The sequence below is a fragment of the Clostridium simiarum genome (assembly GCF_018919175.1).
In the GTDB taxonomy this organism is placed as follows: Bacteria; Bacillota; Clostridia; order Clostridiales; family Clostridiaceae; genus Clostridium_L; species Clostridium_L simiarum.
This window is the reverse complement of record NZ_JAHLQL010000001.1, coordinates 173,913-200,699: the sequence shown is the minus strand read 5'-3', so window position 1 is coordinate 200,699 and position 26,787 is coordinate 173,913. Positions and strand designations below refer to the sequence as shown.

At 30.9% G+C, this 26,787-nt stretch carries 29 protein-coding genes; 2 read left to right on the top strand and 27 right to left on the bottom strand.

All coding sequences use genetic code 11. The features are described from left to right. Window positions 1-8: 8 nt before the first annotated feature. The 19 genes from atpA to KQI89_RS00830 form a co-directional block, all read right to left on the bottom strand. A complete protein-coding gene (gene atpA, locus KQI89_RS00920) occupies window positions 9-1,517 on the bottom strand; it encodes a F0F1 ATP synthase subunit alpha (RefSeq protein ID WP_216455544.1) in 1,509 nt (502 codons plus the stop codon). 10 nt (window positions 1,518-1,527) lie between these two features. Continuing rightward, complete coding sequence (locus KQI89_RS00915; RefSeq protein WP_216455543.1) at window positions 1,528-2,067, bottom strand: F0F1 ATP synthase subunit delta; 540 nt, start codon at window positions 2,065-2,067, stop codon at window positions 1,528-1,530. A 2-nt stretch (window positions 2,068-2,069) separates the two neighbouring features. Beyond that, window positions 2,070-2,546: a F0F1 ATP synthase subunit B gene (locus KQI89_RS00910; protein ID WP_216455542.1), complete on the bottom strand. Its 477-nt coding sequence runs from the start codon at window positions 2,544-2,546 to the stop codon at window positions 2,070-2,072. Between the two features lie 113 nt (window positions 2,547-2,659). Then, a complete protein-coding gene (gene atpE, locus KQI89_RS00905) occupies window positions 2,660-2,902 on the bottom strand; it encodes an ATP synthase F0 subunit C (protein WP_216455541.1) in 243 nt (80 codons plus the stop codon). A 27-nt stretch (window positions 2,903-2,929) separates the two neighbouring features. Continuing rightward, complete coding sequence (locus KQI89_RS00900) at window positions 2,930-3,610, bottom strand: F0F1 ATP synthase subunit A (RefSeq protein ID WP_216455540.1); 681 nt, start codon at window positions 3,608-3,610, stop codon at window positions 2,930-2,932. Between the two features lie 4 nt (window positions 3,611-3,614). After that, window positions 3,615-3,992, bottom strand: coding sequence for an ATP synthase subunit I (locus tag KQI89_RS00895; RefSeq protein WP_216455539.1), 378 nt, complete (start codon window positions 3,990-3,992; stop codon window positions 3,615-3,617). Between the two features lie 465 nt (window positions 3,993-4,457). Next, a complete protein-coding gene (locus KQI89_RS00890) occupies window positions 4,458-5,639 on the bottom strand; it encodes an acetyl-CoA C-acetyltransferase (RefSeq protein ID WP_216455538.1) in 1,182 nt (393 codons plus the stop codon). Between the two features lie 133 nt (window positions 5,640-5,772). Then, window positions 5,773-6,921: a non-hydrolyzing UDP-N-acetylglucosamine 2-epimerase gene (gene wecB / locus KQI89_RS00885; RefSeq protein ID WP_032122731.1), complete on the bottom strand. Its 1,149-nt coding sequence runs from the start codon at window positions 6,919-6,921 to the stop codon at window positions 5,773-5,775. Window positions 6,922-6,943: 22 nt separating this feature from the next. After that, window positions 6,944-7,966: an MraY family glycosyltransferase gene (locus KQI89_RS00880; protein WP_216456632.1), complete on the bottom strand. Its 1,023-nt coding sequence runs from the start codon at window positions 7,964-7,966 to the stop codon at window positions 6,944-6,946. 28 nt (window positions 7,967-7,994) lie between these two features. Next, window positions 7,995-8,483, bottom strand: coding sequence for a dCMP deaminase family protein (locus KQI89_RS00875; protein ID WP_216455537.1), 489 nt, complete (start codon window positions 8,481-8,483; stop codon window positions 7,995-7,997). A 215-nt stretch (window positions 8,484-8,698) separates the two neighbouring features. Further along, window positions 8,699-9,328, bottom strand: coding sequence for a uracil phosphoribosyltransferase (upp, locus tag KQI89_RS00870; RefSeq protein WP_032121303.1), 630 nt, complete (start codon window positions 9,326-9,328; stop codon window positions 8,699-8,701). Window positions 9,329-9,396: 68 nt separating this feature from the next. Further along, window positions 9,397-9,846: a ribose 5-phosphate isomerase B gene (gene rpiB / locus KQI89_RS00865; protein WP_216455536.1), complete on the bottom strand. Its 450-nt coding sequence runs from the start codon at window positions 9,844-9,846 to the stop codon at window positions 9,397-9,399. A 76-nt stretch (window positions 9,847-9,922) separates the two neighbouring features. After that, complete coding sequence (locus KQI89_RS00860) at window positions 9,923-10,372, bottom strand: low molecular weight protein arginine phosphatase (protein WP_216455535.1); 450 nt, start codon at window positions 10,370-10,372, stop codon at window positions 9,923-9,925. 52 nt (window positions 10,373-10,424) lie between these two features. After that, entirely contained in the window at window positions 10,425-11,474 is a 1,050-nt protein-coding gene (locus KQI89_RS00855; protein WP_216455534.1) for an L-threonylcarbamoyladenylate synthase, read from the bottom strand. Between the two features lie 26 nt (window positions 11,475-11,500). Continuing rightward, window positions 11,501-12,250 (bottom strand): ZIP family metal transporter, encoded by a 750-nt coding sequence (locus tag KQI89_RS00850; RefSeq protein ID WP_216455533.1) that lies wholly within the window; start codon window positions 12,248-12,250, stop codon window positions 11,501-11,503. A gap of 28 nt (window positions 12,251-12,278) precedes the next feature. Next, window positions 12,279-12,872 carry a hypothetical protein gene (locus KQI89_RS00845; RefSeq protein ID WP_216455532.1) on the bottom strand — a complete coding sequence of 198 codons (594 nt, stop codon included), beginning with the start codon at window positions 12,870-12,872 and terminating at the stop codon, window positions 12,279-12,281. Between the two features lie 42 nt (window positions 12,873-12,914). Continuing rightward, a complete protein-coding gene (gene prfA, locus KQI89_RS00840; RefSeq protein ID WP_216455531.1) occupies window positions 12,915-13,997 on the bottom strand; it encodes a peptide chain release factor 1 in 1,083 nt (360 codons plus the stop codon). Between the two features lie 92 nt (window positions 13,998-14,089). Further along, the gene (prmC, locus tag KQI89_RS00835; RefSeq protein ID WP_216455530.1) at window positions 14,090-15,850 is read right to left on the bottom strand and encodes a peptide chain release factor N(5)-glutamine methyltransferase; all 1,761 of its coding nucleotides are present in this window, start codon (window positions 15,848-15,850) and stop codon (window positions 14,090-14,092) included. Between the two features lie 17 nt (window positions 15,851-15,867). Further along, window positions 15,868-16,473: a thymidine kinase gene (locus tag KQI89_RS00830; protein WP_216455529.1), complete on the bottom strand. Its 606-nt coding sequence runs from the start codon at window positions 16,471-16,473 to the stop codon at window positions 15,868-15,870. Between the two features lie 256 nt (window positions 16,474-16,729). Here KQI89_RS00830 and rpmE point away from each other — a divergent pair, with 256 nt between their 5' ends. Beyond that, window positions 16,730-16,942, top strand: a complete 213-nt coding sequence (rpmE, locus tag KQI89_RS00825; protein ID WP_032121294.1) for a 50S ribosomal protein L31 — start codon at window positions 16,730-16,732, stop codon at window positions 16,940-16,942. A gap of 52 nt (window positions 16,943-16,994) precedes the next feature. Here the strand turns inward: rpmE and rho are convergent, their stop codons facing one another. The 7 genes from rho to ypeB all read right to left on the bottom strand — a co-directional run bounded on the left by rho (window position 16,995) and on the right by ypeB (window position 24,681). Continuing rightward, window positions 16,995-18,455 (bottom strand): transcription termination factor Rho, encoded by a 1,461-nt coding sequence (rho, locus tag KQI89_RS00820; RefSeq protein ID WP_425514069.1) that lies wholly within the window; start codon window positions 18,453-18,455, stop codon window positions 16,995-16,997. Window positions 18,456-18,979: 524 nt separating this feature from the next. Further along, the gene (locus KQI89_RS00815) at window positions 18,980-19,327 is read right to left on the bottom strand and encodes a hypothetical protein (protein ID WP_216455527.1); all 348 of its coding nucleotides are present in this window, start codon (window positions 19,325-19,327) and stop codon (window positions 18,980-18,982) included. Window positions 19,328-19,449: 122 nt separating this feature from the next. After that, entirely contained in the window at window positions 19,450-21,057 is a 1,608-nt protein-coding gene (gene pyrG, locus KQI89_RS00810) for a CTP synthase (RefSeq protein ID WP_216455526.1), read from the bottom strand. A gap of 166 nt (window positions 21,058-21,223) precedes the next feature. Further along, window positions 21,224-21,529: a ribose-5-phosphate isomerase gene (locus KQI89_RS00805; protein WP_243125407.1), complete on the bottom strand. Its 306-nt coding sequence runs from the start codon at window positions 21,527-21,529 to the stop codon at window positions 21,224-21,226. A 239-nt stretch (window positions 21,530-21,768) separates the two neighbouring features. After that, on the bottom strand, window positions 21,769-22,182 hold the full coding sequence (locus KQI89_RS00800) for a YwiB family protein (protein WP_032121291.1): 414 nt from the start codon (window positions 22,180-22,182) through the stop codon (window positions 21,769-21,771). A 19-nt stretch (window positions 22,183-22,201) separates the two neighbouring features. Then, window positions 22,202-23,185 carry a tRNA 4-thiouridine(8) synthase ThiI gene (locus tag KQI89_RS00795; protein WP_216455525.1) on the bottom strand — a complete coding sequence of 328 codons (984 nt, stop codon included), beginning with the start codon at window positions 23,183-23,185 and terminating at the stop codon, window positions 22,202-22,204. Between the two features lie 119 nt (window positions 23,186-23,304). Then, window positions 23,305-24,681: a germination protein YpeB gene (gene ypeB, locus KQI89_RS00790; protein WP_216455524.1), complete on the bottom strand. Its 1,377-nt coding sequence runs from the start codon at window positions 24,679-24,681 to the stop codon at window positions 23,305-23,307. A gap of 196 nt (window positions 24,682-24,877) precedes the next feature. Here ypeB and KQI89_RS00785 point away from each other — a divergent pair, with 196 nt between their 5' ends. Beyond that, window positions 24,878-25,990, top strand: coding sequence for an MGDG synthase family glycosyltransferase (locus tag KQI89_RS00785; RefSeq protein WP_216455523.1), 1,113 nt, complete (start codon window positions 24,878-24,880; stop codon window positions 25,988-25,990). A gap of 44 nt (window positions 25,991-26,034) precedes the next feature. On the opposite strand, the gene spoIIR is transcribed toward KQI89_RS00785, so the two are convergent. Further along, entirely contained in the window at window positions 26,035-26,679 is a 645-nt protein-coding gene (gene spoIIR, locus KQI89_RS00780) for a stage II sporulation protein R (protein ID WP_216455522.1), read from the bottom strand. Between the last annotated feature and the right edge of the window lie 108 nt (window positions 26,680-26,787).

The window sequence follows — 26,787 nt, the reverse complement described above, 5'->3', positions numbered from 1 at the left end:
CTAAAACCTTAAGCTAGAAAATTCTTTTTAAATTCTGCTATGGCTTTATTCAATTTATTTTTTATATCCTCAGTTAACTCTTTTTTCTCTAATATTTCTCTACTAATCTCTCTATAATGAGTATCAATATAATCTAAAAATTCTCTTTCAAACTTTCTAATTTTAGGTACCTCTATATCCATTAGATAATTATTAACCCCAGCGTAAAGCATAATTATTTGTTGCTCTACTGGCATAGGTTTATATTGATCCTGTTTTAATATTTCAATCAATCTTTTACCTTTTTCAAGTCTCTTCATAGCTTCTTTATCGAGATCAGAACCAAATTGAGCAAAAGCTGCAAGTTCTCTATATTGTGCTAATTCAATTCTAAGAGTACCGGATACTTGCTTCATAGCCTTTATCTGTGCATTACCTCCAACTCTCGATACCGATATACCCGCGTTTATTGCTGGCCTTTGACCTGAATAGAAAAGCTCTGATTCAAGAAATATTTGACCATCAGTTATAGATATTACATTAGTTGGGATATAGGCTGTCACATCCCCAGCTAAAGTCTCAATTATTGGAAGAGCTGTTAAAGAACCTCCACCTAGCTTTTCTGATAACTTAGCCGCTCTTTCAAGTAACCTTGAATGTATATAGAATACATCTCCAGGATAAGCTTCTCTTCCCGGTGGTCTCCTAAGTAATAATGACATAGTCCTGTAAGCTACCGCATGCTTTGAAAGGTCATCATATATTATTAATACATCTTTACCTTTGTACATAAAGTATTCTCCCATACTACAACCTGCATAAGGAGCTAAAAATTGTAATGGCGCTGTTTCTGATGCTGTAGATGCAACAACTATGGTGTAATCCAAAGCTCCCATTTCTTCAAGGCTATTTACAATATGTGCTACTGTTGACTGTTTCTGACCAATAGCAACATATATGCAAACTACGTCTTTTCCCTTTTGATTTAATATAGCATCTAATGTTATAGCTGTTTTTCCTGTTTGTCTATCTCCTATAATAAGTTCTCTTTGCCCCTTTCCAATAGGCACCATAGAATCTATAGCTTTTATTCCTGTTTGAAGAGGCTCTTTAACAGATTGTCTGTCAATTACACCAGGAGCTGGAAACTCAATAGCGCGCATAGCATCAGCTTTTATTGGCCCTTTTCCATCTATAGGTGTTCCAAGTGAGTTAACCACTCTTCCTATAAGTTCTTCACCTACAGGAACTTCCACTACTTTTCCAGTTCTTTTTACTATATCTCCTTCTTTTATACCTTCTTCAGAGCCTAAAAGTACACACCCTACATTATCTTGCTCAAGGTTTAATGCCATACCGTATACGCCATTTGGAAACTCTAGCATTTCACCTTCCATGCAGTCATCTAATCCATATACCCTAGAAACACCATCACCTATTTGAATAATGGTACCAGAGTCCACTGTTTCTATTTTCTTCTCATATCTTTCAATTTCTTTTTTTATTATAGATGTAATTTCTTCTGGTTTTATATTCATGACATCACCTCTATTCCGTTTTAAGCACTATTTCTTTCATTTCTTCTAACTTGGACTTTACAGTTCCATCTATTACATCATCACCAACTCTTACATAAACCCCACCTATTATGCCCTTGTCAATTTCTTCTTCTAGCATAATCTTTTTATTATATTTATTTGATAGTTTATCTATAAGAATTTTTCTTTCCTCATCATTTAAAGGTATTACGGTTTTCACTTTAGCAATAAGAGTATTATTTCTCTCTAAATGAATTTTTTCCATCTCATTTAACTTTTCTTTTAAAAATAATATCCTATCTTTTTCTATAAGTATAAGTAGAAAAGACAATAACTCTTCATCTATTTTATCTTTAAATATCTTTATAAAGGTCTTTTTCTTTCTTGAAGTGCTTATTTGAGGATGTTTAATTATTTTCAAAAAATCCTCATTATTTTGTATTAGATCTACGATTTCTCTTAAATCCTGCAGATATTCCTCTACCTTTTCTTTTTCCTCTGCAACTTCATATAAAGCTAAAGCATATCTTTTATCTAAATACTCATACATAGTTAATTACCTACCTTAGATAAATAATCTTCTATTAGCTGTCTATGCTTTTTCTCATCAATATTCTCTTCTAATACTTTTGCCGATAGCATTATAGCAAGTTCAATCACAGCACTTTTAACTTCATTTTGTGCTTTTTCTTTTTCTCTTTCAATCTCTATTTTAGCTCTGTCATAGATTATTTCTGCTTCCTTATGTGCTTCTGCAACTATTTCAGCATATAAATCTTCCGCCTTAGCTTTTCGCTCTTTTGTTATTTTCTTTCCTTCTTCTGCGGCTTGCCTTAAAAGAGTTTCATTCTCATTTTTTAAAGCTTCTGCTTTTTTCATATCATCCTTAGCCTTTGCTAAATTGCCCTCAATTCTTGCTTTTCTACTATTCATCATATTTGTAACTGGTCTAAATAAAAAATGTCTTAAAATTAAATATAAAATAAAAAAGTTAATTATAACTGCTGTAATTTGAGATATCTTTATCATATTTATATCAAAGCCTCCCTTCAGGCTTAATGGTTTATATAAATTTCTTTTTAATTATGGCTCTGTCTTATTAGTTAAATTATAAATCTATAAAACAGAGCCTTTAATCCTTATTATTTTACCCCAACAAATATTAGGAATATAGATACTAAAAGTCCATAAATAGCAGTTGCTTCAGCAAAACCATTACCTATAATAAGAGCTGTTGTTATTTTACCGCTGGCTTCTGGTTGTCTTGCTATTCCTTCCACCGCTTTTCCTGTGGCATTTCCTATACCTATCCCTGCTCCTATTCCTGTTAAAACTGCTATACCTGCTGCTAAAGCTGACATAGCTGCTACAAATTCATGATTCATAATTATTCCTCCTTAAAATTGCTGTTATTAGTGTTCTGAAATTATTTTAATATTTATCATGGTCAACATTGTGAATATCACCATTTGAATTACACCATCAAAAATATCAAAATAAAAATGTAAAAATACTGGCAACCCTAATTGAGCAAACCAACTCAAACTACCTAGTGCCTTGTATAAAAGCCCCATTATAACTGCCGCTGCTGTCATATTACCAAATAATCTTAAACTTAAAGATACTGGTAACATAACTCTTTCTAATAAGTTCATAGGAATCATAGCCATTATAGGCTTTCCAAAGCCTATAAAATAATGTGCTATTCCAATCTTTTTTATTGTATAACCTTGGATGACAATAAATGATATTAGAGCCATGCCCAAGGTAACATTGTAATCTTTAGTAGGTGGTTCAATACCTACTAATCCTGTAATATTCATAACTAAAAGATAAAGCCCCAAGGTTCCTACAAAAGGAATGAATTCCCTGTAAGATTCTCCCATATTTTCTACCACTACACCCTCAACAAATTCAACAAAAATCTCTGCAATATTTTGCTTTCTAGCTGGTATATCCTTTAAGTTTCTAGTAAGAAAATAAGCTATTAGGCCTAAGATAATTATTATAGCCCACTGTACTACAAGACTATAAGTAATATCAAATTTAAAGTTCATAATATTAAAGGAAAAAATAGGTTCAATTTGTTCCACTAAATCACTCCCCTTCTCCTTTGTCTGTTCTTAGTCCATAAATCATAATCACAATAAAATGTGATACATAACCTATAACATATGCTATAACATAATTTTCATAATAAAGCATAATAACTAAAATAATAAATGCTACAATTAAAGTTCTAATAACAAAGTTTAATAGGCTTAAAATAATTTTCCTATTACCTCTATTATTAATTATAAGATGAGTAATTATACTATTTGCAATGAAATTAAGTAGTGCAGTGAAGAGTCCTAATATGAAGGCAATTATATAAGTGTAATCAAAAAACCAAAGGAATATTGCGGCAAAAGCTAACGCAATGAATAGAGTAATGAAGATCATTTCTTTTAACATTATCTTAAGATATTTTTTCATGACTAAACTCCTCTTTTTATTACTTGCTAATTATATAGCTTTGGGTTTTAATAATAAAATTTCAAATAAATTCATTTACCTTAATAAATAGCCTTTTAAGGCTATTTATTAAGGATTTTATTCATGTTAAGCCTATTATCTATTAAAAATTCGAATTTACTCCAATTAAAGATAATATAAAACTCCTTTGTGCATTTGGCTAAATATATATAATTTTCTGAAATATACAAGCGTAAAATTGTTAACATTTTCATAAAAATGGAACACCGCAAAATCCAATAGCATTCCTCAACTATTATACAATTTTCTTTAAAATTCGACAAAAATATCTTGATTAAATATCAATAAATTGAAAGTATATTTTTGATACACTTCATAAAAAAGTTTATTCTGTTTTTTTATTATACCCATTAATAATTTAAATAATAAAAAGGAGGTTATACCCTCCTTTTTAATAAGTAAAAACTATTCTCTTTCTACCACCACTGCAGTTCCCATTCCTCCACCTATACATAAAGTTGCAAGACCTTTCTTTGCATCTCTTTTTTGCATTTCATGAAGTAATGATACTAGTATCCTAGCTCCAGAGGCTCCTATTGGATGTCCTAAAGCAATGGCTCCTCCATTAACATTAACTTTATCCATATCAAAGCCTAAGTCTCTAGCTACTGCTATACTTTGAGCTGCAAAAGCTTCATTAGCTTCTATTAAATCCAACTCCTCAACTTTAACTCCTGCTTTTTCTAAAGCTTTATTAGTAGCTGCAAATGGTCCATATCCCATTATTGATGGTTCTAATCCTCTTGATCCATAGGATAAGACTTTAGCAAGAGGTTTTATTCCTAATTCTTTAGCTTTTTCAGCGCTCATTATTACAAGTGCTGCTGCTCCATCATTTATTCCGGATGCATTACCAGCTGTAACTGTTCCGTCCTTTTTGAATGCAGGTCTTAATTTCCCAAGGGATTCCACAGTTGCCCCGAATCTTGGGAACTCATCTGTATCAAATATAATAGGTTCACCTTTTCTTTGTGTGATTGCTACAGGAACAATCTCCTCCTTGAACTTTCCATCTTTAATAGCCTTTTCCGCTTTATTTTGTGAACTTGCAGAGAACTTATCTTGTTCTTCTCTTGAAATATTCCATTTTTCCGCTATGTTTTCAGCAGTTATTCCCATATGATAATTATTAAAAGCATCCCATAATCCGTCATTTATCATCATGTCTACCGTTGCCCCATTGCCCATTCTTTGTCCCCATCTTGCTGTATTTAGTACATAGGGTGCCTTTGACATATTCTCCATACCACCAGCTACTACTATATCAGCATCTCCTGCTAATATTATTTGACTTGCAAGGCTAACAGCTCTTAATCCTGAACCACAAACTTTATTTATTGTCATAGCTGGAACTTCTACAGGTAACCCTGCTTTTATCATAGCTTGTCTAGCTGGGTTTTGTCCAAGTCCACCTTGAAGAACGTTACCCATTATAACTTCATCTACCATTTCACCTTTAACTCCAGCTCTATTTAAGGCTTCCTTAATTACAATAGCTCCTAAATCTACAGCTGCAACATCCTTTAAACTTCCTCCAAAGGTACCTATGGCAGTTCTAACTGCACTTGCAATAACTATTTCTTTCATAATACTGAACCTCCCACTTAAATATGTTAACTATTTTCCTAATCTTCCAACATGATTTAATTATAACTTTATTCAGTATATTTATCAATAGAATTTTGTTAAAAAAAACACAAACTTTTTATATTTTTTTAAATTATCTTTTAAACTCTCCTAGCTTTTCTTTTGTAAAACCAAAATAGTGAAGTATAGAATTAACAATTCTATAAGACGCCTTACCATCACCATAAGGATTGATAGCTTTACTCATGCTGGAATAATACTCTTCCTCTAAAATAAGCCTATTAGCTTCTTTTAGTATATCCTCTTCTTCTGTACCTATTAACCTTACTGTACCAGCTTCAATAGCTTCAGGCCTTTCAGTAACATTTCTAAGCACTAATACCGGTTTACCAAGATGAGGCGCTTCTTCCTGCAAACCGCCCGAATCTGTCATAACCATATAACACTTATTCATAAGATTGTGGGTCTCTTTAGTATCCAGCGGAGGTAACAAATGAATCCTATCTAAGTTTGATAAATACTTATCAACTACATTCTTTACAATAGGGTTTAAGTGCACTAGATAAACAATCTCTACATCTTCATGACTTTCCACTATTTGTCTTAAAGCAAGACATATGTTTTCTATGCCCTTTCCCCAGTTTTCTCTTCTATGGGCTGTAACCATAATAACTTTTTTATTATAGTCAATGCCGTTTAATTCTTCACTTTCAAAAATATAATCTTTATCTACAGTAAAATTCATAGCATCGATTACAGTATTTCCTGTAATATATATGTTCTCTTCCTTTACACCTTCTCTTAAAAGATTATCTTTTGATCCATTGGTAGGGGCAAAGTGCAAGTCCGCCAAACCTCCTGTAAGTTTTCTATTCATCTCTTCAGGATAAGGAAAAAATTTATCAAAAGTTCTAAGTCCAGCTTCCACATGGCCTACCTTTATTTTTTTGTAGAAAGCAGCTAAAGCTCCTGCAAAAGTAGTTGTGGTATCTCCGTGTACAAGTATAATGTCTGGTTTTACCTCTTCAAATATATCTTCAAGCCCCTCTAAAACCCTATTGGTTATACCTGTAAGAGTTTGTTTAGACTGCATGATATTTAGATCATAATGAGGTGTAATTTCAAATAAATCTAGTACCTGATCTAGCATCTCTCTATGTTGAGCTGTTACACATACTAAAGATTCTATTTCTTCTCTTCTTTCTAGTTCTTTCACTAAAGGAGCCATTTTAACTGCTTCCGGTCTAGTACCAAAAATAGTCATAACCTTTACCTTATTCATTATTTCCCTCCTATTAAGTCCTCTATTTATTATCAAAAAATCCATATCTCCAAGCCAAAAATACTATGAATAGTATTATTACAGTTAGAAGAAAATAAGATCTAGGCGTGCTTATACACATAGCTAAAATAGATATAGCACCTAAGCAGGCACTCATTAAATACATAACCAATACCACTTGTCTTTGCGTAAGGCCTAGATCTAAAAGTCTATGATGAAGATGTCCTCTATCCCCTTGCATTATAGGTTTACCATTTAGTTTTCTCCTAATCATTGCAAATAAAGTATCGTAAATTGGTAACCCTAATGTTAATATGGGCACCACAATAGCAAAGGTAGCAGCAGATTTTATAGCCCCTTGCAAGGATATCACTGACAATAAAAAACCTAGAAGTTGCGAACCTGTATCTCCCATAAAAATAGAAGCAGGATTAAAATTATAAGGTAAAAATCCTGCTATAGCTCCAATGAGCACTGCAGTCAAAAGAGCCGCTGAAGATCTTGAAGCCATAACAGCTATAACCATTATAGTGATTGAAGATATTAAAGCTACCCCCGCAGCTAATCCATCTAACCCATCGATTAAATTTAAAGCATTTGTTATGCCAATTATCCATAAAACCGTAAAAGGTATAGAAAATCTTCCTATATTAAAGAAAGCATCTTCTCCTCCAAAGGGATTGGTTATATTTTTAATATAAATCCCATAATAAATTACGCATAAGGAGGCTATTAATTGGAACATTAATTTTTGCCAAGGTCTTAGTTCTTTTATATCGTCTAAAATACCACCAATTATTATTATGGTCGCTCCTATTATTATACCCTTTTCCCATTGTTCTAGCGGCCCAACCTTTATTATTATGCCTATTATAAAGGCTATGTATATAGAAAGCCCTCCTAGAAGTGGTATAGGCTTTTTATGAATCTTTCTTTCATCCTTAGGTATATCAATTGCATTTATCTTAAAGGCTAACCTCTTTATCAAAGGTGTTGAAATAGCTGATATTAACGCTGTAATAAAAATTAATTTTATGTATTGCATCATAATTTTTTCTTCCTAACTATAAATTTTAGTACCCTACATTATCTGTAAGAGAGTCGTCATTATCTATCCACTTATCTACATATACGACCTTGTAGAAATCTTTGCTTTCTCTTATAACAACCTTTTCAATTCCCGAATTAATTATAAGCCTCTTACACATAGCGCAAGAATTTGCATCCTTTACCAGTTCTTTTGTTTTAGAATCTTTTCCAACCAAATATAAAGTAGCCCCAATCATGTCCCTTCTTGAAGCACTTATAATTGCATTAGCTTCACTATGTACACTCCGACAAAGTTCATAATGAGTTCCTCTTGGTATATTTAGTTTATCTCTTATACAGTGTCCCAAATCTATACAGTTTTTTCTACCTCTAGGAGCACCTGTATATCCTGTAGAAATGATTTCATCATGTTTAACTATTATGGAACCATAATTTCTTCTAAGACAGGTTCCTCTCTCTAGTACAGTTTCTGCAATATCTAGATAATAATTATGTTTATCTCTTCTTTCCATTTAAATCCCCTTATAAGCTAAAATATAAGTAAAAATATTTAATATATAAAACTATAAAACATTATTTAAATTATACATTAAATAAGATTTAATGTAAACAAACCCATACTTTTAGATTGTTACAAAAATGTGTACAGTAATGCCAATGGATTTAAAATTAAATAAAGATGAATTTATAAACTTGTTTAGTCTATAAATTCATCTTTATAATTTAATTATTTAGTTCCGAAAAGTCTGTCTCCAGCATCCCCTAACCCTGGTACTATGTATCCTTTTTCATTTAGCTTTTCATCTATTGAACCTACATAAATATCTATATCTGGATGAGTATCTGCTACTAGCTTTATACCCTCTGGTGCAGATATAAGACACATTAAACGGATGTTTTTTGCGCCTCTTTTCTTTAATAAAGTTATAGCATCTGCTGCCGAACCTCCTGTTGCTAACATTGGATCTGTTACTATGACCTCTCTCTCTTCAATGTCCTGCGGAAGCTTGCAAAAGTATTCTACTGGCTGTAGTGTTTCCTCATCTCTGTATAGTCCTATATGCCCAACTTTAGCTGCTGGTATTAATCTTAACATACCATCTACCATGCCTAGTCCAGCCCTTAATATAGGAACTATGGCCATCTTCTTGCCAGCTAACATCTTGCATTTAGTAACACAGATAGGAGTTTCTATCTCTACCTCTTCCATCTGTACATCTCTTGTGACTTCGTAAGCCATTAACATAGCCACTTCTTCAACTAACTCTCTAAAATCCTTTGACCCAGTATTTTTATCCCTTATAAGAGCTAATTTGTGTAAAATTAATGGATGTGTTATTTGTGTTACTTTTCCCATGTTTTTTCCTCCTAAAATCTATTAAGCTTTAATTTATATATTAATTCAGGCTTTTTATATAGCCTAAATTATTTTAAATATTTCTTTTCAATTTCTGATATTTTGTCTATTCTTCTTTGATGTCTTTCTCCTTCAAATTTAGCATTTAAAAAAGTATCAACTATGTCTAAAGCTAAACCTGTACCTACAACTCTCTCACCTAAGGCTAATATATTAGCGTTATTATGTTCTCTTGTAGCGTGAGCACTAAATGTATCTGAACATAAAGCAGCTCTTACCCCTGGAACCTTATTAGCAGAAATACTTATTCCTATTCCTGTTCCACAAATTAATATTCCAAATTCAAAATTTTTCATGGCTACTTCTTCTGCTACTTTTAAAGCAAAATCTGGATAATCACAAGAATTTTCATTAAAGGTTCCAAAATCAACAAACTCTATGCCCTTTGATGTTAAATGTTTTGCAATTTCTCCTTTTAATTTAAAACCACCATGATCACTTCCAATAGCTATCTTCATGAAAGCACCTCCATAATCATATTATTTTTTAAATATAACAACAATTTGTTATATTGCAAAAAAGAAGATTAGGATGTTATACCCTATCTTCTTTTAATTTGTTTATCAAAAGTTCTATTGAATTTTTTAATTCAAAAAAGGTCTCTTCATAAACGGCTATTGAGCCGCCGTATGGATCTATTATATCACCCTTTACGCCCACATATTCATTTAAAGTAAATATTTTTTCCTTTTTTGATGGATAACTTTCTCTCAATATATCTTTAATATATGATGTCATTGTAAGGATTAAATCAGAACCCTCAATATGTTGTGTGTTTAATTGAACAGCTTTTCTTTCACTGATGTCTAAACTTAGCTTATCTTTAACCATCTTAGCTGAGTTTAAAGAGGTATTACTATTAGGGACTACACTAAAACCTACAGACTCTGCAAATATATTTTTATCACTACACATATTATTGAAAATAGCCTCTGCCATACAGCTTCTACAAGTATTACCCGTACATACAAAAAGAATATTCACAGTATCAAACCTCCCTAATATTAATATAATCTACAATTCTTATGATTAAAGTCTATACATCTAATATATCAAACCCAGCTGACTTTTTAAGTCTATTCATTATGGCAATACCAATGCCTAACTCTTCAAAGCCCTCTGATAAAATGAAATCTACCCCTTTATCATCAAAGGATCTTAGTACTTCAAAAAGATTCTTTGCTATATTATCTAAGTTTTTTCTACTACCTAGGGATAAAACTATTCCATTAGTATAGCTTTCTTTAGTTTCATTTGTAGCCATAATTCCTACAGTCTTTCCATCATCTATATAATTTTGCACCATTTCATTGATTTTTGCAATAGTTTTTTTCAAATCTCCTCTTACTATTTTTAAAGGAGCCTTAGGTGCATAATGTCTATATTTCATTCCTGGAGCCTTAGGCCTTAAATTATCTTTTGGTTTTTCCATAACTGCTGGATCTATATATATTTTGCTATGAATTTTTCTTAGCATCTCTAAAGTTACAGCTCCCGGTCTTAAAACACAAGGTGGATCCACTGTACAATCTAAAATTGTAGACTCCAACCCCACTTGGCTACCTTTGCCACCTAATATGTACTCAATCTTTCCATTCAAATCTTCTATGCACCTTCCCACCTCCGTAGGACTTGGTCTTCCAGAAATATTTGCAGATGGTGCCGCAATGGGGACTCCACTTTTCATTATAAGCTCCCTAGCAATTTTATCTGAAGGCATTCTTACACCTATAGTATCTAGTCCTGCACTAGTTATATCTGGTACTTTGTCAGATTTGTTTAGTACCAAGGTTATGGGACCTGGCCAAAATTCAGTCATTACTCTTTGAGCTACTTCCGGTATATCTTTTACATACTCTTCAATACGATAATCTGCCACATGAATTATAAGAGGATTATCTTGGGGTCTCCCTTTAACTTTAAAAATGTTTTTAACCGCCTCTTCCTCTAGCGCATTAGCCCCTAAACCATAAACTGTTTCTGTAGGGAATGCTACTAGTCCCCCATCTCTTATGACTTTAGCCGCTTCCTCAATGGATCTTTCATCTATTTTGTTTTCTTCCATTATAACTATCTTAGTTTCCACTAAAGTTCTCTCCTTTGTATATGAGATTACAGAATAATTCCTATAATAAACCCTAAGCTAACTCCTAACAATATGCTTAAAGTAGATGCATATTTATAACTTAACTTATTACATTCTGGAATTAATTCTCCAAAAACTACATACATCATAATACCTGAAGCAAAAGCCAAAGATCTACCTAACATATTTTCTGAAACACCCCCTACAAATGCTCCAAATAAAGCTCCTATAGCCGTAGGTAAAGTGGTTATAAAGGCATATAAAAATATACTTAAGTTTCTTTGTTTAGATGCCATAAGAGGTGCTGTTACAGCTACTCCTTCAGGTATATCATGTAAAGCTATTATTATGCTCATCTTAATGCCTAGACTTTCACCAGCTATAAAACCACATCCCATTATTATTCCTTCAGGAAGATTATGAAGCATAATTCCTATAGCGGTTATTATCGCCAATTTCTTATAATTATTTCCATGAGTTTTTTTATTTATAAATACTTCTAATGCCATTATTATAAATATTCCTAGAAAATAAAAACCCAAAGTTTCTTTTAAGGATATTTTCTGTAAAGATTCAGGGATTAAATCAAAAGTTACCACAGAAAGCATTAATCCTCCCGAAAACCCCATAATTGCACCAATTACATTTTTGCTAGGATTTTTAAACACCATTCCAATAGAAGCTCCTAACATTGTACCAAACATCGATACTATAGAACATAACAATATAACACTAACTAATTTATTCAACTTAAAATCACCCCTTATCCATACCATTTTATTAGTATAAATAAGGGATTATAACTTAAAATATTAATTCCTTTTGTCCTCTAGCTATTTTTATATTCTCAATAGCTTCTTCTGTATAAACTGCCTTTACACAATTTTTATATATAACATCAAGCAATTCATACTTATAAAAACCACCTTTTTTTATAACTAAGTAATAATAATCCCTTTCTGGGTTCAGCTTTTTTTGTTTCTCATATTTCATGGAAGCAACAGGATATTTTTTATAGAAGTCTTTATTAATTGGTTTAGACCTTTTGCTTCTAATTTTAGTACTACTTACTATGATTATCTCCATATCCTCTTTATCCTTAAGGGTATGTATAATAGATATCTTATCACAAAACACCATGGTTTCTTGATCAATTATACCCGCCTTTAACTTTAGCTTATTATTATAGCACTGAAAACTCAATGCTTCCCAGTTACATCTATATATAATAGCAAAAACAATCATGATTTCCACAGAAATCATATAGCTCAATAAAAACCAATTTATGTTTCCATATAAAAACAATGCTAAAGGTAAAATTAAAAACATAAATATCATAGATATCATGAAAATTTTAAAATATTTCTTTTGTCTTTTTACAGCTTTTTTGATATCCATTTAAACACCTCTAAGAATAATTAGAGCTATACTTTTAAAATATTATAGGTCCTCTGTATTCCCCATAGCTTTCATTTTTTCTGCTTGGTCTTCTGTTATAAGAGCATCTATAACTTCATCTATATCTCCGTCAAGAAAAGATTCTAATCTATATAAGGTTAGTCCTATTCTGTGGTCTGTAACCCTACCTTGAGGATAGTTATAAGTTCTTATTCTCTCACTTCTATCTCCTGTACCTACTTGGCTTTTTCTATCTTCAGCTATAGAAGCTGATCTTTCAGCCTCTGCTCTTTCAAATAGTCTGGCTTTTAGCACCTTCATAGCTTTTTCTTTATTTTTCAATTGAGACTTCTCATCTTGACATGAAACCACAAGTCCTGTGGGTAAATGGGTAATTCTAACAGCAGAGTCTGTAGTATTTACACACTGACCACCATGTCCAGATGCTCTAAACACGTCTATTCTTATATCATTTGTATTTATTTCTACATCCACATCTTCTACTTCAGGCAATACCGCAACCGTAGCAGTAGAGGTGTGTATTCTTCCACTTGATTCTGTATCTGGAACCCTTTGAACTCTATGAGCTCCACTTTCATATTTAAGCCTACTATAAGCCCCATTTCCTCTTATCATGAAAACTACTTCTTTGAATCCACCTATATCCGTCTCATTAGCACTCATAAGTTCTACCTTCCAGCGCTTAGTTTCAGAATATCTTGTATACATTCTAAATAAATTTGCAGCAAAAAGTGCAGCTTCATCTCCACCTGCACCACCTCTAATTTCCACAAATACATTTTTATCATCATTAGGATCCTTAGGTAAAAGTAGTATTCTAAGTTCATCAGCAAGTTCTTCTTTTTTTGCTGTAAGTTCTTTAAGCTCTTCTTGAGCCATCTCCTTTAATTCTTTATCATCTTCTTCATTAAGTATTTCTTTATTAAACGCTATTTCCTCGTCCGCTTTTTTATAATCCCTAAATTTTAATACCACTGTCTCAATATCTGAATGCTCTTTACATAGTTTTTGCCATTCTTTTTGATTAGCCATTATGGAAGGATCACTTATTTTAATTGACAGCTCTTCATATTTATTTTCAATAAAGTTAAGCCTTTCTAACATATTATCACTCCGTAATCATATTTTCATAGTTTATTATTATAACATATAATAATTAAAAATATCAATATTTCTTTGTGTTATACTTTTAAATATCAATTATTTTTTGCTATAACAACTCTATGAAGTCCTGCTAAATCCTTTAAAATTTTTATTTCTTTATACCCATTTTCCTTAAGTATACCACTAACTTCTTCTCCTTGGTCATGTCCAATTTCAAAAGCAATAATTCCATCATTATTTAATATACTTTTACTTTGCAGTGCTATAGTTCTATAAAAATCTAATCCATCTTCTCCTCCATCTAAAGCCAAATGAGGTTCAAATAGCTTTACATCTTCCATCAATTCTTCTATGTCTCTGGTTTTTATATAAGGAGGGTTTGATACTAAAACATCATACTTATAATTTTCCTTTATAGCCTCATCTAAAAGATCACTTTTAATAAACTTTACTCTTTGCCAAAGTCCAAATTTATGTATGTTTTTCCATACCATCTCCTCTGAAACATCACTAATATCCATACAATCTACATTTGTGCTACTATTATAATATGCTAGGGATATTCCTATAGCTCCACTTCCTGTACATAAGTCACAGATTTTTTTGTAACCCTTATTATCAATATGATCTAATATAGACTCTACTAATATTTCTGTGTCCGGTCTAGGTATTAATACCCCTTCTTTTATTTCTAATTCTAATCCCATAAATTCAACTTTTCCTAGTATATATTTAATAGGCATCTTATTTTTTCTAAATTCTATAAGTTCCATAAACTCTTTTTCTTTAATTATATCTACAGTTTCCTCCCTGCGAGTTAAAAGATATAATTTATCGACTCCCAGAACTTTAGAAAGTAAAAGCTGTGCATCTAATATATAACTAGGTATATTAACAGTTTTTAACACTTGGTTACCAACACTTAATAATTCCCCTATAGTTTTTTCTGGCTCCTTGATACCTTCTGCTGCTTTTAAAGATGCAATAGCTACCTCTAATTGAGAATCATCTGGTTCACGAGTAGTTAATAACTGCAATTTAATGCCTGGATAGGCTAGTGCCTGTGATAGTATACTTTCACTTCTACCAAGCCATTTTATTATTTCAAAAGTAATACCGGATACAACAGGTAATAATAAAATTCTATACAAAAGCCTTTCACCTAGACTGTTCCACCCTGTAATGGAAAACAATACTATGCTTACAATCATTACAAGAAATAAAAAATTAGTACCACATCTAGGATGAAGTCTACCTTGCTTCCTAACGTTTTCTACAGTTAGCTCCTGCTCCAGTTCATAACAGAATATTGTTTTATGCTCAGCACCATGATATTGAAACAATCTATTTATGTCCTCCATTTTAGATATGAGGTATATATATGTTATAAATATACCAACTCTAAAAACACCTTCTATTATATTTAACCACATATTACCTAAGCCTATTTTTTTAAATAAACTAGCAAAAGCCGTAGGTATAAATACAAATATAAACATAGATATGATAAAAGATACTGTTAATAAAATACCTGTTACTACTTTTCCACTGTTTTCTTTGAACCATTTATCTAAAAGTTTTTCAAATCTTGATTCCTCTTCTTCTTCATCTAAAAAACTAGAAGAATAGTTTAATGTTTCTATCCCTGTTATTAAAGATTCGATAAGAGATATAAAACCTCTTATAAAGGGTAAATTTAATATTTTATTTTTATCTCTAATAGAGGAAACTTTTTTAATATCCACTTCTATATCTCCTTTAGGAGTCCTTACAGCAGTGGCAACTCCTTCCTTCCCTCTCATCATTACACCTTCAATTACAGCTTGACCGCCAACAGTATAATTTTTCTTCATAAATATATCAACTCTCTTTATAAATTTCTTTTTTCTTGAAATTTTTCTTTATATTCAAAATAACATTTCGGACATAAGGATTGGTATTCTACATGATCTTGATTATCTATAGCTATTTGCTCTCCTTCAAAAACATATTCTCCGTTAACCTTTCTTCCATTAAGTAATGCCTTCTTCCCACAAGTGCATATAGTTTTCATTTCTTCAATACTATGAGCTAAAAGAAGAAGTCTTTCACTTCCTTCAAACCCTTTCATCTGAAAATCTGTTCTAAGTCCATAGCAAATAACTGGTATATCCATAATTACTGCAACTTTAAAAAGCTCATCTATTTGATTACTTTTAAAGAACTGAATTTCATCAGCTAATATACAATCAATTTTACCATTAACCTCTATATACTTTTCTACATTAGAATAAACCTCATCTTTTGAATTTAATACCATATCTACAGTTCTTGTAACTCCAAGTCTTGATACTATTTTCTCTCCACCCTTAGTATCAGTCATAGGCTTTACTATAATAATTTTCATGCCTCTTTCTTCATAATTGTGAGCCACCTGCATAAGGTTAGTAGACTTACCGGAATTCATTGCACCGTATCTAAAATATAACTTTGCCATTTCAAACTCTCCCTCTTTTAATTGTCATATAATCATAGAAATAGTAACTGCATAATTAAAATTACAAGTTATGTTTAAAATCTCCTTAATGATTATAACATTTAAATTAAATATAAAAAAGAGATGTTTGCAGGATAAATTATCTACAATTTTAACCTATATTTTTATATTTATGTCTATTGACTATTAATAAAACTTCATGCTATAATCTAGTAGTTACAGAACGGATATCCGTAATTTGAAAGAGGTGAAACAGATGAGAGAAGGCATACATCCAAACTACAATCATGAAGCTGTAGTTAAGTGCGCATGTGGAAACACATTCACTACTGGTTCAGTTAAAGATGAACTAAAAGTAGAAATTTGTTCAAAGTGCCATCCTTTCTTCACTGGACGTCAAAAGATCGTTGACGTTGGAGGAAGAGTTGAAAAGTTCAACAAGAAGTTCAACTTAAAAAGCGAAGAATAAAGCTATATGAGGAAGATCTTTCGATCTTCCTCAATTGCTTTTTTTGATTAAATTACTTTGAAATATCTATCTTCTTTATCATTTCTATAAATTCTTTATTATTTCTAGTTCTAGATAATAAATTTATAAGATTTTCTGTTATAGTTTCTACATTACCTTCTCTATACATAACCTTCCTTATGTTATAGGCTACATCCTTTTCATCCTCTGTAAGAAGTAAGTCTTCTTTTCTAGTACCAGATTTATAAATATCAATGGCAGGGAAAATTCTTCTTTCTTGAAGCTTCCTATCTAAGTGAACTTCCATATTTCCTGTGCCTTTAAATTCTTCAAATATCATATCATCCATTCTACTTCCCGTTTCAACTAAGGCAGTAGCTAATATTGTAAGACTTCCACCTTCTTCTATGTTTCTTGCAGCTCCAAAAAACTTTTTAGGCATTATTAAAGCTCCAGGATCTAGTCCTCCTGATAAAGTTCTTCCTGTTGGTGTTATAGTAAGGTTATAAGCTCTAGCAAGCCTTGTAATACTATCTAATAATATTACAACATCCTGACCTTGCTCTACCATACGCTTAGCTCTTTCAAGCACCATTTGTGCTACCTTTGTATGATGATCCGGTTCTTCATCAAAAGTAGAATAAATAACCTCACCATTTATAGACCTTTGCATATCCGTTACTTCTTCTGGTCTTTCATCAATAAGAACAACAATAAGTTTCACTGCTGGATAGTTAATAGAAATATTCTGAGCTACTTTTTTTAATAAAGTAGTTTTTCCAGCTTTAGGAGGTGCTACAATAATTCCTCTTTGGCCCTTCCCAATAGGACTTATTATATCCATAAGCCTTGAAGATAGATTGTTTTCGCCTAGAGTCTCAAGTCTCAATCTTTCATCTGGGTAAACTGGAATAAGTTTTTCAAAAGATTTTCTTCCAACGGCCTTTTCAGGATTTTCTCCGTTTACTCTTTCTACATATAAAAGAGCCTTAAATTTTTCTCCTTCTTTAGGAACCCTTACTTTTCCTTCTACCTCATCACCAGTTCTTAAATTAAATCTTCTTATTTGAGAAGGTGATACATAAATATCATCAGGGCTTGTAAGATAGTTTCTTCCTCTTAAAAAACCAAAATTATTATTTTCATTTACTTCTAATACACCTTTGGCAGATTCCGAGTCATTTATCATGGTTTTTAATCTTTCTTTTTTATTCTCAACTTGAGTCTTGTCCATATTCCCATTATCTAAGCCTATATTCTCCGATTTTTCATTTTCAGAAGAACTTCTATCTTTATAAGAATCAGTTCTGTTAGTATCAATCTTAAATGTTTGCTCTTGATCCTTAATTATATTATTTTTAGGGGCTATTTTTTCCCTAAGTACCATACCATCCTTTTGTATAGAGATAGTATTTATCTTTTGTATCTCTTCAATTAATTCGCTTTTTTTAAACTTACTTATATTTTTTATATCTAATTCTTTTGCCAATTTTTTTAACTCTACTAAAGTCATTTGTTCATAATTATTGCTTGACAAAATTGCACCTCCAAACTTAATAAACAACGTAATATTAAACGCTTTCAATAATATAAAATATTTTCTAAAGCTAACATATGGAAATTCTTAAGAAAATTAGGATAAAAACGGATATGATATGAATATAAAAAGAATATTTAGAAGTATGGACTAAATATCATCATTATAATTATTATCCTCAAATAAAATAAATATACATAATAGTATCATTGTAATATAAATTAAACTATATTTCATATTAAATTATATACCTATATAAGATTACGTCAAGGATATATATAAAAATTTATGTAATTTCACCAAATATAGCTACTAAATTTATAATTTATGTAAATTTTATTTAAATGGAGGTTTTAAGATTTGTTTTTAGCCAGTATTATAGAACTTTATAATACTGGCATTAATAAATTATCTAAATAGAAATGATTTTAGATTTATCTTTATTTAAAAGTTTATTAATTATATTATAAAATAAGTTCTTTAATTGATTACAGATTAACTTATATCATAGAATATACGTTCATTTCAACTTCTTTATATTTTTCTATAACATGAGAAACTGCTTTTTCTTTACCTATAAACAATATAGGATTCCCTGTTTTTTCACATCCTCCTATAACAATATCTTTTGATAGTAACTCCTGAACTCTGTAAACATAACAATGAACCTCATCACATAAGGAGCATTTTAAATTTATGAATATTTCTTTAGACTTTTTATTAAATATAATATTTTTTGCGTGATATCCCTGGATTAGATCACAAAGCTGAAATATTGTACCTCGCTCTACTATAATGTTATTATTCTCCGCTTTAAAACCTATGACTACCTCAGTATTATATATCATGGGCTCACCCCCATACATAGTATTTATAACTTAAGAAATTCTATACATAAGATTAAATTCCTTCAAATTAATATCAAAAATAATCATAACCATAGCAAAACTTTTCGACAAGCCTATAATAGCTATTTCACTCTTTCGCTTAAAGCAGCGGAAATAAAATCTCTAAACAGAGGGTGTGGTCTGTTTGGTCTAGATTTAAATTCTGGATGAAACTGAGTAGCTAAAAACCAAGGATGATCTTTAATTTCTACGATTTCCACCAATCTTCCATCAAGACTAGTTCCCGTTATTGATAAACCTCCTTCTATTAATGACTTTCTATATTCATTGTTAAACTCATATCTATGTCTATGTCTTTCATAAACCACTTCTTCACCATAAGCTTTATAAGCATTACTATGTTTTTCTAACTTACAAGGATATAGACCAAGTCTCATAGTTCCTCCAATGCCATCTATATCTCTTTGCTCAGGCATCAAATCAATAACTGGATAATCTGTTTCTTCATTTATTTCTGAACTGTTAGCACCTTTATAATTTAATACATTTCTCGCAAACTCTATTACAGAGCATTGCATTCCTAAACAAATTCCTAAAAAAGGAACTTTCTTTTCCCTAGCCCATTTTATAGCCTGTACCTTTCCTTCTATACCTCTATTTCCAAAACCTCCTGGAACTAATACCCCATGAAACCCCTTCAGTATTTCTTCTACATTTTCTTTAGTAACATCGCAAGCGTCCACCCACTTTATATTAACCAAAGAATCATTAGCAAATCCTCCATGATTTAAAGCTTCTACCACAGATATGTAAGAGTCATGCAGTTCAACATATTTTCCAACTAAAACAATATTAACTTCTTTAGAAAGTTTTTTTATGTTATGCACCATATTAATCCATTCTTCGTTATCTACCTCATAGCAATTTAGTTTTAGTTTTTCGCAAATAAGATTATCCAAGCCTTCCTTATACAGCATTAAAGGAACCTCATATAGGTTTTCTGCATCAAGATTTTGAATTACCGCCTTCCCATCTATGTTACAGAATAAACCTATCTTTTCTTTCAATTCATCGGGTATAGGCTTTTCAGATCTACATACTATTACATCTGGCTGAATACCAATACTTCTTAATTCTTTTACAGAGTGTTGAGTTGGCTTTGTCTTTAATTCTCCAGCCTTACCTAAAAACGGAACTAAAGTCACGTGTATAAAACACACATTATCTCTTCCTACTTCATATTTTATCTGTCTTATTGCTTCTAGAAAAGGAAGAGACTCAATATCACCAACAGTACCACCAATTTCAGTTATTACTACGTCTACCTCTTTCTCTTTAGCAACTCTATACACTCTACCTTTTATTTCGTTTGTTACCTGTGGTATTACTTGTACTGTACCGCCTAAATATTCACCTTTTCTTTCTTTAGAAATTACTGACCAATATATTTTACCCGTAGTTACATTGCTACTCTTACTTAAATTCTCATCTATAAATCTTTCATAATGTCCTAGATCTAAATCCGTTTCCGCTCCATCATCTGTTACAAAAACCTCTCCATGTTGATATGGACTCATGGTACCTGGATCTACATTTAAATAAGGATCAAATTTTTGTATAGAAACCTTAAACCCTCTATTTTTTAACAATCTACCTAAAGATGCTGCTGTTATGCCCTTTCCTAATGAAGAAACAACACCTCCTGTAACAAAAATATATTTTGTACTCATAAAAAACCTCCAAATTTCAAAATTACTATTGACAGCATTATAAAAAATCATTATAATAGGAATTACCCCATTTATATAATGGTATTTTTATGTCATAAAATACATCATATATATTATCATATTTCTTTATGCATATCTATATATTTTTTGAAATTTCTTTTGGATTTTATATGATTTTTTTTATAATATCTTCTATTTCAAAATATTTTTCTCTGAATTCCTTATTTATATATAGTTTTTCTTCTGCTCTTTTAAAATTATAATCTATACTTCTTTTACTCTTAACAGGCAACATCTCCGCTAAAGTTGTTTTGTCTGTACATCTATGTTTTTTTAATAATAAAAAAAGTAAATACTTACACTCCTTATCCTGCAACAATTTAATTAAATCTTCTTCCTCAATATTTTTATATTCACATAGCATATATATTATTTTTTCATATTTATCTCTTCTTAAATCTACATAACTCACAGCTTCATCTCCTATAAAATTATCTTCACATGCTTATTCTCAATTATATCCATTATAAATTAATTTAATCAAATAGACCTTAGTTATATCATTTATACACCTTTTAATGTCCCTAATATAAATAAAAAAACTCTGTTTAACGATTATATAGCTTATGTAAATATCTAAGCTAATCATTGAATAAACAGAGTTCTTTAATTAAATTATTAACGCATGTCCAATTATTCTATAGTTTAAATCTAAGATTTTATTTTTATGTTCAGTTCTGTATTTTGAACCGTTTGACCTGCTATAACCATGTTATAGTTTATAAACACCTCTCCACCTTCATCATTTACATTTATCTTCAATTCATTAGTATCTATCTTCATTTCCAATACTCCATATGGGGTGTTATACAATGTTACACACTGGTTATTTCTTTCAAAATCCATTTTTGCACTGGTAGTACCTACCCTTACTAAAGAAAGTTTATCAGGAAAAATTTGTAGTGTAGTGGTGGTTCCCTCCATTCCACTTATTTCAGTTTCATCATATACAGCAAAGTATTTATTATCTTCCTTATAAAATTCACCTGGCGTCACTACTTCTATAGCCTCTTCTTTATTTAACTTTTGATTGCTTAAAATAGAAATTATGGCTTTCTTTTTCATTATTATTCCTCTCCCTAACCTAAAGGTTTATGCTATATTCATTAATTTCTTCATCACTTAAATATTTCCCATTAATATACTTATTCAAAGGTTTCCTGTATAGTCCATACTTTATAGTCATTTCCTTTTGTTCTTTGCCCTTACTATATCTTAAAGAAACATCCGCTGCAAATTCTATAGCCTTAGCATTCTTATCCCCAGTTAAAATAACCATGGATCCAGCATAGCTTTTAGGGAAAAACATCATATCTCCCTGTTGAAGGAATCTCTTCATTTCCTTACTTTCATTTTGAGTTCTAGATACCATTATCTTACTATTACCTACTCTAAAATGTCTACCATATCTCAAAAGAGCTATATCTTCTTCTGTAGGATTATTATTGTATTTTAATAAATCCCTTAATCTTTCCGAATAATTAGGTTCTGTAAGTTTACATCCGCCTGCTGGCGATGGATAATCCTTTATTCCCCAAAGCTCTGCTAATTCCATCTGCCTAGATCTACTTCTTCCTGAAATGTCTAAAAGTTTTTCTCTATCCACTAGGCCTAAAATTTCCATTTTTGTAGGCTCTAAATTTAATGCACATAAGGGTCTTAATATTTTTTCACTAAATCCTGATTCCTTTTTTACAATATCCAAAGAACGCTTAGTTTGTGACATTGGTCTTTGGTTTAAAACCTCTCCTGTTATAATAAAATCAGCTTTATATTCTTCTAACAAATTACCTGTATAACTCATCATCATAGCATGACAGTCTATACATGGATTCATATTCTTTCCATAACCATGCTTAGGATTTTGAACTAAGTTAAAGTGTTCCTTAGAAAAATCAATAACAATTAAAGGTATATCTATCTGCTTACACATTTCAACTGCTTTTACTTCATTAAAAAAATAAGATTTAAAACATACTCCTATAACCTGAATTCCTTGATTCCTAATTAACTTAGCTGCTAATATACTATCTAATCCTCCAGATATCATGGCTAAAGCTTTAGTCATAAACTCACTCCTTAAAAATGCAATTACAAATTATAGTTTAGACATATTATATCATTTTATCAAGTGATTTTTAAGGAGATGGTTTTAAACCAAATAAAATTACTCTATTTTTTTAACTATTATATAGCTAGTTGCCCGTTAGGAGTATTTATTATTTTTATTATTCTTTGAGGACTTCCGGTAACTACATCTATATAAACCTTATATTCCTCATCTCTATAATTTCCACTGTATTCATAGCATAATGCCTCCTTATTCATCTCTGTAGGAATTACTGCTAATCTTATGTTATTTATATTTAATCTTTTGCCCACATTTTTTCTTCCTTGATCTGCGGCGATGCTAATCTTTGGAAGTTCTCTTTTATCTGTATGTGATACAAGATACTTTTCTGCCTCCATCCCTACTACACTTCCATCATCTAAAGCCATTTTAAGCTTTATTTGATCGGGATATACAGCAATATTATCTATACTATATACATAGTTTATCGTTATGTTATCTTCATATTTTAAGGTATATGTAGGAATCATATTTTTATATCCTAATGAATCTAAATAGCTTTTACCTCTTTCTACCGCATCCTCTACAGTAATAGTAGGTTGTTTTATACCCCTATTATCCATAAGATAAATAATTTTCCCGCCTTTTTTAGATACATCACAAACTATATTTTCTTTCTCATCTCTACCATTTAATACTACGTTAAAACCATAAGACTCTATTTTGGTGTTGCTTTCACTACTTTTTTCTTGAATTTCTTTTATCTCTCTACCTCCTATAGCTTTTTTTAGAGCCTCTTTAGCATTTTCTACAGAAATCTCTTCTTCTTGGTTTACTTTAGGTTCTATCTCTAATATGTTATCAGAAAAGGGGCCATCATATATAAGAGATGGGTATTGAGCTATCTGTTTTTGGATACCCTGAAACTTTTCGGAAACAAGGTTCTCATCATTTTTTGCTAAAACTCCTGTGGCTTTTTTTCTTATCTCCCCCCACTTTACTTTACCTTCATTTATTTCTTGTAAAAGTCCAGTAAGATTTTCTCTTAGAGTATAAGATTGATCTGAAAGGCTATCAATAGCATCTAACTGGTCATCCGTAATTTCTTCCCCATTCATAGATCCCTTTACAAGACTATAGCAATAATCTCCTACTTGAATTAAAAACTTACTTGTCTCGTTAATCCTTTCTTGGGGTATAGGCAAAGAGTGCAGTCTATCCGAAGCCATGGTGGAATACCTAAATATTTCTTCAAATATAAGCAACCTTTGATCCTTATCTCCTGCTATGGCAGATTTAGAAAGGTTATCTTGTATGTTGTCTACAGCAGTTACAAGTTCATAAATACTTTTACTATATTGACTTTGAAGATAATTTCTATAATCAGTTCTTTCTAAGGTCATTAATATAGCAAAAGTACTTGAGAATACAACTATAAGAGTAACTACCAAGGTATATATTATTCTTTTTCTACTAATATTGTTTTTCTTCATATATATCTACCTCCTATATGGTGGTAGTATTTGTATTATTTGCGACTATTATTCCTATATATTATAATGAAATTACCATAACTTTAAATTTACCATAAATTATTATTTTCTTATACCCTATGGTTTAAAAATATTGTATACTTATATTTAGGGTTTTAACCAAATAAAACATAAGATACTGAAGGTGTGAACATTAATGAAATTATTAATTTTATCTGTTTCAGCAGGTGGCGGACATATAAATGCCGCAGAAGCTATAAAAGCTCATGCTGAATTATATGTACCTGATTTAGATGTGGAAATAATAGATACAATAAAATATATAAATCCCTTTTTAGATAAACTTATAATCGGAAGCTATCTTAAAAGCATAAAACTATATCCTTCTATATTTGGAATGCTTTATAATTTTGCAGAAACCGATGATGGCTTGGCTACCGTAAGCAGTAAATTTAATGAGCTTATGGCAAATAAGATTATACCTCTTATAGATGACTTCAACCCAGATATAATTATATCTACCCATCCTTTTTCCACAGAAATGTTATCTATATTAAAATCTAAAATGAAAATTAAAAAGCCTGTTATATCAGTGCTTACAGACTATGCGCCACATAGCTTTTGGATTCATCCTAACATAGATGCTTATGTGGTAGCCACAGAAGAAATGGCAAAAGATATGGCTATTAGAGGGGTTAACCCTAGCCAAGTTTTTAGCTTTGGAATACCTGTTCATCCTGATTTTTTAGTAAATAAGGATAGAGATGATTTTTTCAAAGAATTAGAGCTTGATCCAAACAAGCTCACCTTATTACTTATGGGTGGAAGTCTTGGTATGGGTAACATATTAGAGGTCTATAGCCAATTATCTAAAATTTCTATGGATTTTCAGATAATAGCAATTACAGGAAACAATAAGAAGCTCTTAAATGCCCTTAATGAGGCCACAGAAAACTCAGATAAACCAACTAAAATAGTAGGTTTCACTAAAAATGTTAATAGCTATATGAAATGCTCTGACCTTCTTATTACAAAACCTGGAGGTTTAACTGTTTCAGAGGCCTTAATATCCAATTTGCCTCTTGCTATATTTTCAGCAATACCTGGTCAAGAAGAGAAAAATGCCGAGTTCTTATTAAAACATAATCTGGCTATCGATTTAGGTAAAGGTAATGACTGTGAGTACAAAATCCAGGACCTATTAATAGATAATAATAAGCTTGATTTAATGAAAAATAACTGTAAGTATTTTTCTAAACCAGATGCTGGCAAAAATATTATAGAACTTATAAAAAACATGACCCAATAAATAAGAAAGATTCTCAAAAGCCATGAGAATCTTTCTTATTTCATCTATTTATTTTTATTTTTTATTTCCTTAAAAATTTCCCCTATTTTTGATTTAAACACAACATTCCCCGTTGTTTTCCCTTTTATTAAATTATATTCTTCTTCATTCAATGTCTTTTTCATTACGTTTTCCGTTTCTTTGTAGGATACCTCGCCTTTTGTTATATCCACAAAGCAAAGAGGAGGAAACATGACACACCACCAATTTTGCCCTTTACCCTCTCCTATAATTAATCTATAAGCCTCATATTCTCCTTGAGGTAAAGTTATATTTCCATAAGTTTTTACAGGAAATATTTCATTGGATAATTTACTTTTAACTTCATAATTATAATTATTAGCTCTAAGCACCTTTATAGCTATACTTTGTATCTCTTCATCATTTTCCCTTAATATTTCTCTAGATTCCTCTAAACTTTTGCTATTCTCTAATTTAGGGTAAATATATTCCAAGATTTCATCTCTTACCTTTAGTTTTACATCTTGATCATCTATAGAATCACTATTAGCGATAACATGAAATCTAATAACCTTATCCTTTATAATATCACTATCTATTTTTTCAAAACTATCTAAGTCTTGTCCATAAGCTAAGCAACCTAAAAATAAAATAAATACTGTTACTGTTCCAAAAATTATTTTTTTCATTATTACCACTCCTTTACAATTAATTATTACCAATATATCCCATAATATTCACAAAATAAAAAATTAAACTAATTCTTTTTAACCAAAAATGTAAGGAGCTTTAAAATT

Excerpts from the sequence above, each read along its gene's own strand:
- atpA (WP_216455544.1), bottom strand. The coding sequence starts at position 1,517 with ATGAATATAAAACCAGAAGAAATTACATCTATAATAAAAAAAGAAATT.
- KQI89_RS00915 (WP_216455543.1), bottom strand. The coding sequence starts at position 2,067 with ATGTATGAGTATTTAGATAAAAGATATGCTTTAGCTTTATATGAAGTT.
- KQI89_RS00910 (WP_216455542.1), bottom strand. The coding sequence starts at position 2,546 with ATGATAAAGATATCTCAAATTACAGCAGTTATAATTAACTTTTTTATT.
- atpE (WP_216455541.1), bottom strand. The coding sequence starts at position 2,902 with ATGAATCATGAATTTGTAGCAGCTATGTCAGCTTTAGCAGCAGGTATA.
- KQI89_RS00895 (WP_216455539.1), bottom strand. The coding sequence starts at position 3,992 with ATGAAAAAATATCTTAAGATAATGTTAAAAGAAATGATCTTCATTACT.
- KQI89_RS00890 (WP_216455538.1), bottom strand. The coding sequence starts at position 5,639 with ATGAAAGAAATAGTTATTGCAAGTGCAGTTAGAACTGCCATAGGTACC.
- wecB (WP_032122731.1), bottom strand. The coding sequence starts at position 6,921 with ATGAATAAGGTAAAGGTTATGACTATTTTTGGTACTAGACCGGAAGCA.
- KQI89_RS00880 (WP_216456632.1), bottom strand. The coding sequence starts at position 7,966 with ATGCAATACATAAAATTAATTTTTATTACAGCGTTAATATCAGCTATT.
- KQI89_RS00875 (WP_216455537.1), bottom strand. The coding sequence starts at position 8,483 with ATGGAAAGAAGAGATAAACATAATTATTATCTAGATATTGCAGAAACT.
- upp (WP_032121303.1), bottom strand. The coding sequence starts at position 9,328 with ATGGGAAAAGTAACACAAATAACACATCCATTAATTTTACACAAATTA.
- rpiB (WP_216455536.1), bottom strand. The coding sequence starts at position 9,846 with ATGAAGATAGCTATTGGAAGTGATCATGGTGGTTTTAAATTAAAAGGA.
- KQI89_RS00850 (WP_216455533.1), bottom strand. The coding sequence starts at position 12,250 with ATGGTATGGATAAGGGGTGATTTTAAGTTGAATAAATTAGTTAGTGTT.
- KQI89_RS00845 (WP_216455532.1), bottom strand. The coding sequence starts at position 12,872 with ATGGATATCAAAAAAGCTGTAAAAAGACAAAAGAAATATTTTAAAATT.
- prfA (WP_216455531.1), bottom strand. The coding sequence starts at position 13,997 with ATGTTAGAAAGGCTTAACTTTATTGAAAATAAATATGAAGAGCTGTCA.
- prmC (WP_216455530.1), bottom strand. The coding sequence starts at position 15,850 with ATGAAGAAAAATTATACTGTTGGCGGTCAAGCTGTAATTGAAGGTGTA.
- KQI89_RS00830 (WP_216455529.1), bottom strand. The coding sequence starts at position 16,473 with ATGGCAAAGTTATATTTTAGATACGGTGCAATGAATTCCGGTAAGTCT.
- rpmE (WP_032121294.1), top strand. The coding sequence starts at position 16,730 with ATGAGAGAAGGCATACATCCAAACTACAATCATGAAGCTGTAGTTAAG.
- rho (WP_425514069.1), bottom strand. The coding sequence starts at position 18,455 with ATGACTTTAGTAGAGTTAAAAAAATTGGCAAAAGAATTAGATATAAAA.
- KQI89_RS00815 (WP_216455527.1), bottom strand. The coding sequence starts at position 19,327 with ATGATATATAATACTGAGGTAGTCATAGGTTTTAAAGCGGAGAATAAT.
- pyrG (WP_216455526.1), bottom strand. The coding sequence starts at position 21,057 with ATGAGTACAAAATATATTTTTGTTACAGGAGGTGTTGTTTCTTCATTA.
- KQI89_RS00800 (WP_032121291.1), bottom strand. The coding sequence starts at position 22,182 with ATGAAAAAGAAAGCCATAATTTCTATTTTAAGCAATCAAAAGTTAAAT.
- KQI89_RS00795 (WP_216455525.1), bottom strand. The coding sequence starts at position 23,185 with ATGACTAAAGCTTTAGCCATGATATCTGGAGGATTAGATAGTATATTA.
- ypeB (WP_216455524.1), bottom strand. The coding sequence starts at position 24,681 with ATGAAGAAAAACAATATTAGTAGAAAAAGAATAATATATACCTTGGTA.
- KQI89_RS00785 (WP_216455523.1), top strand. The coding sequence starts at position 24,878 with ATGAAATTATTAATTTTATCTGTTTCAGCAGGTGGCGGACATATAAAT.
- spoIIR (WP_216455522.1), bottom strand. The coding sequence starts at position 26,679 with ATGAAAAAAATAATTTTTGGAACAGTAACAGTATTTATTTTATTTTTA.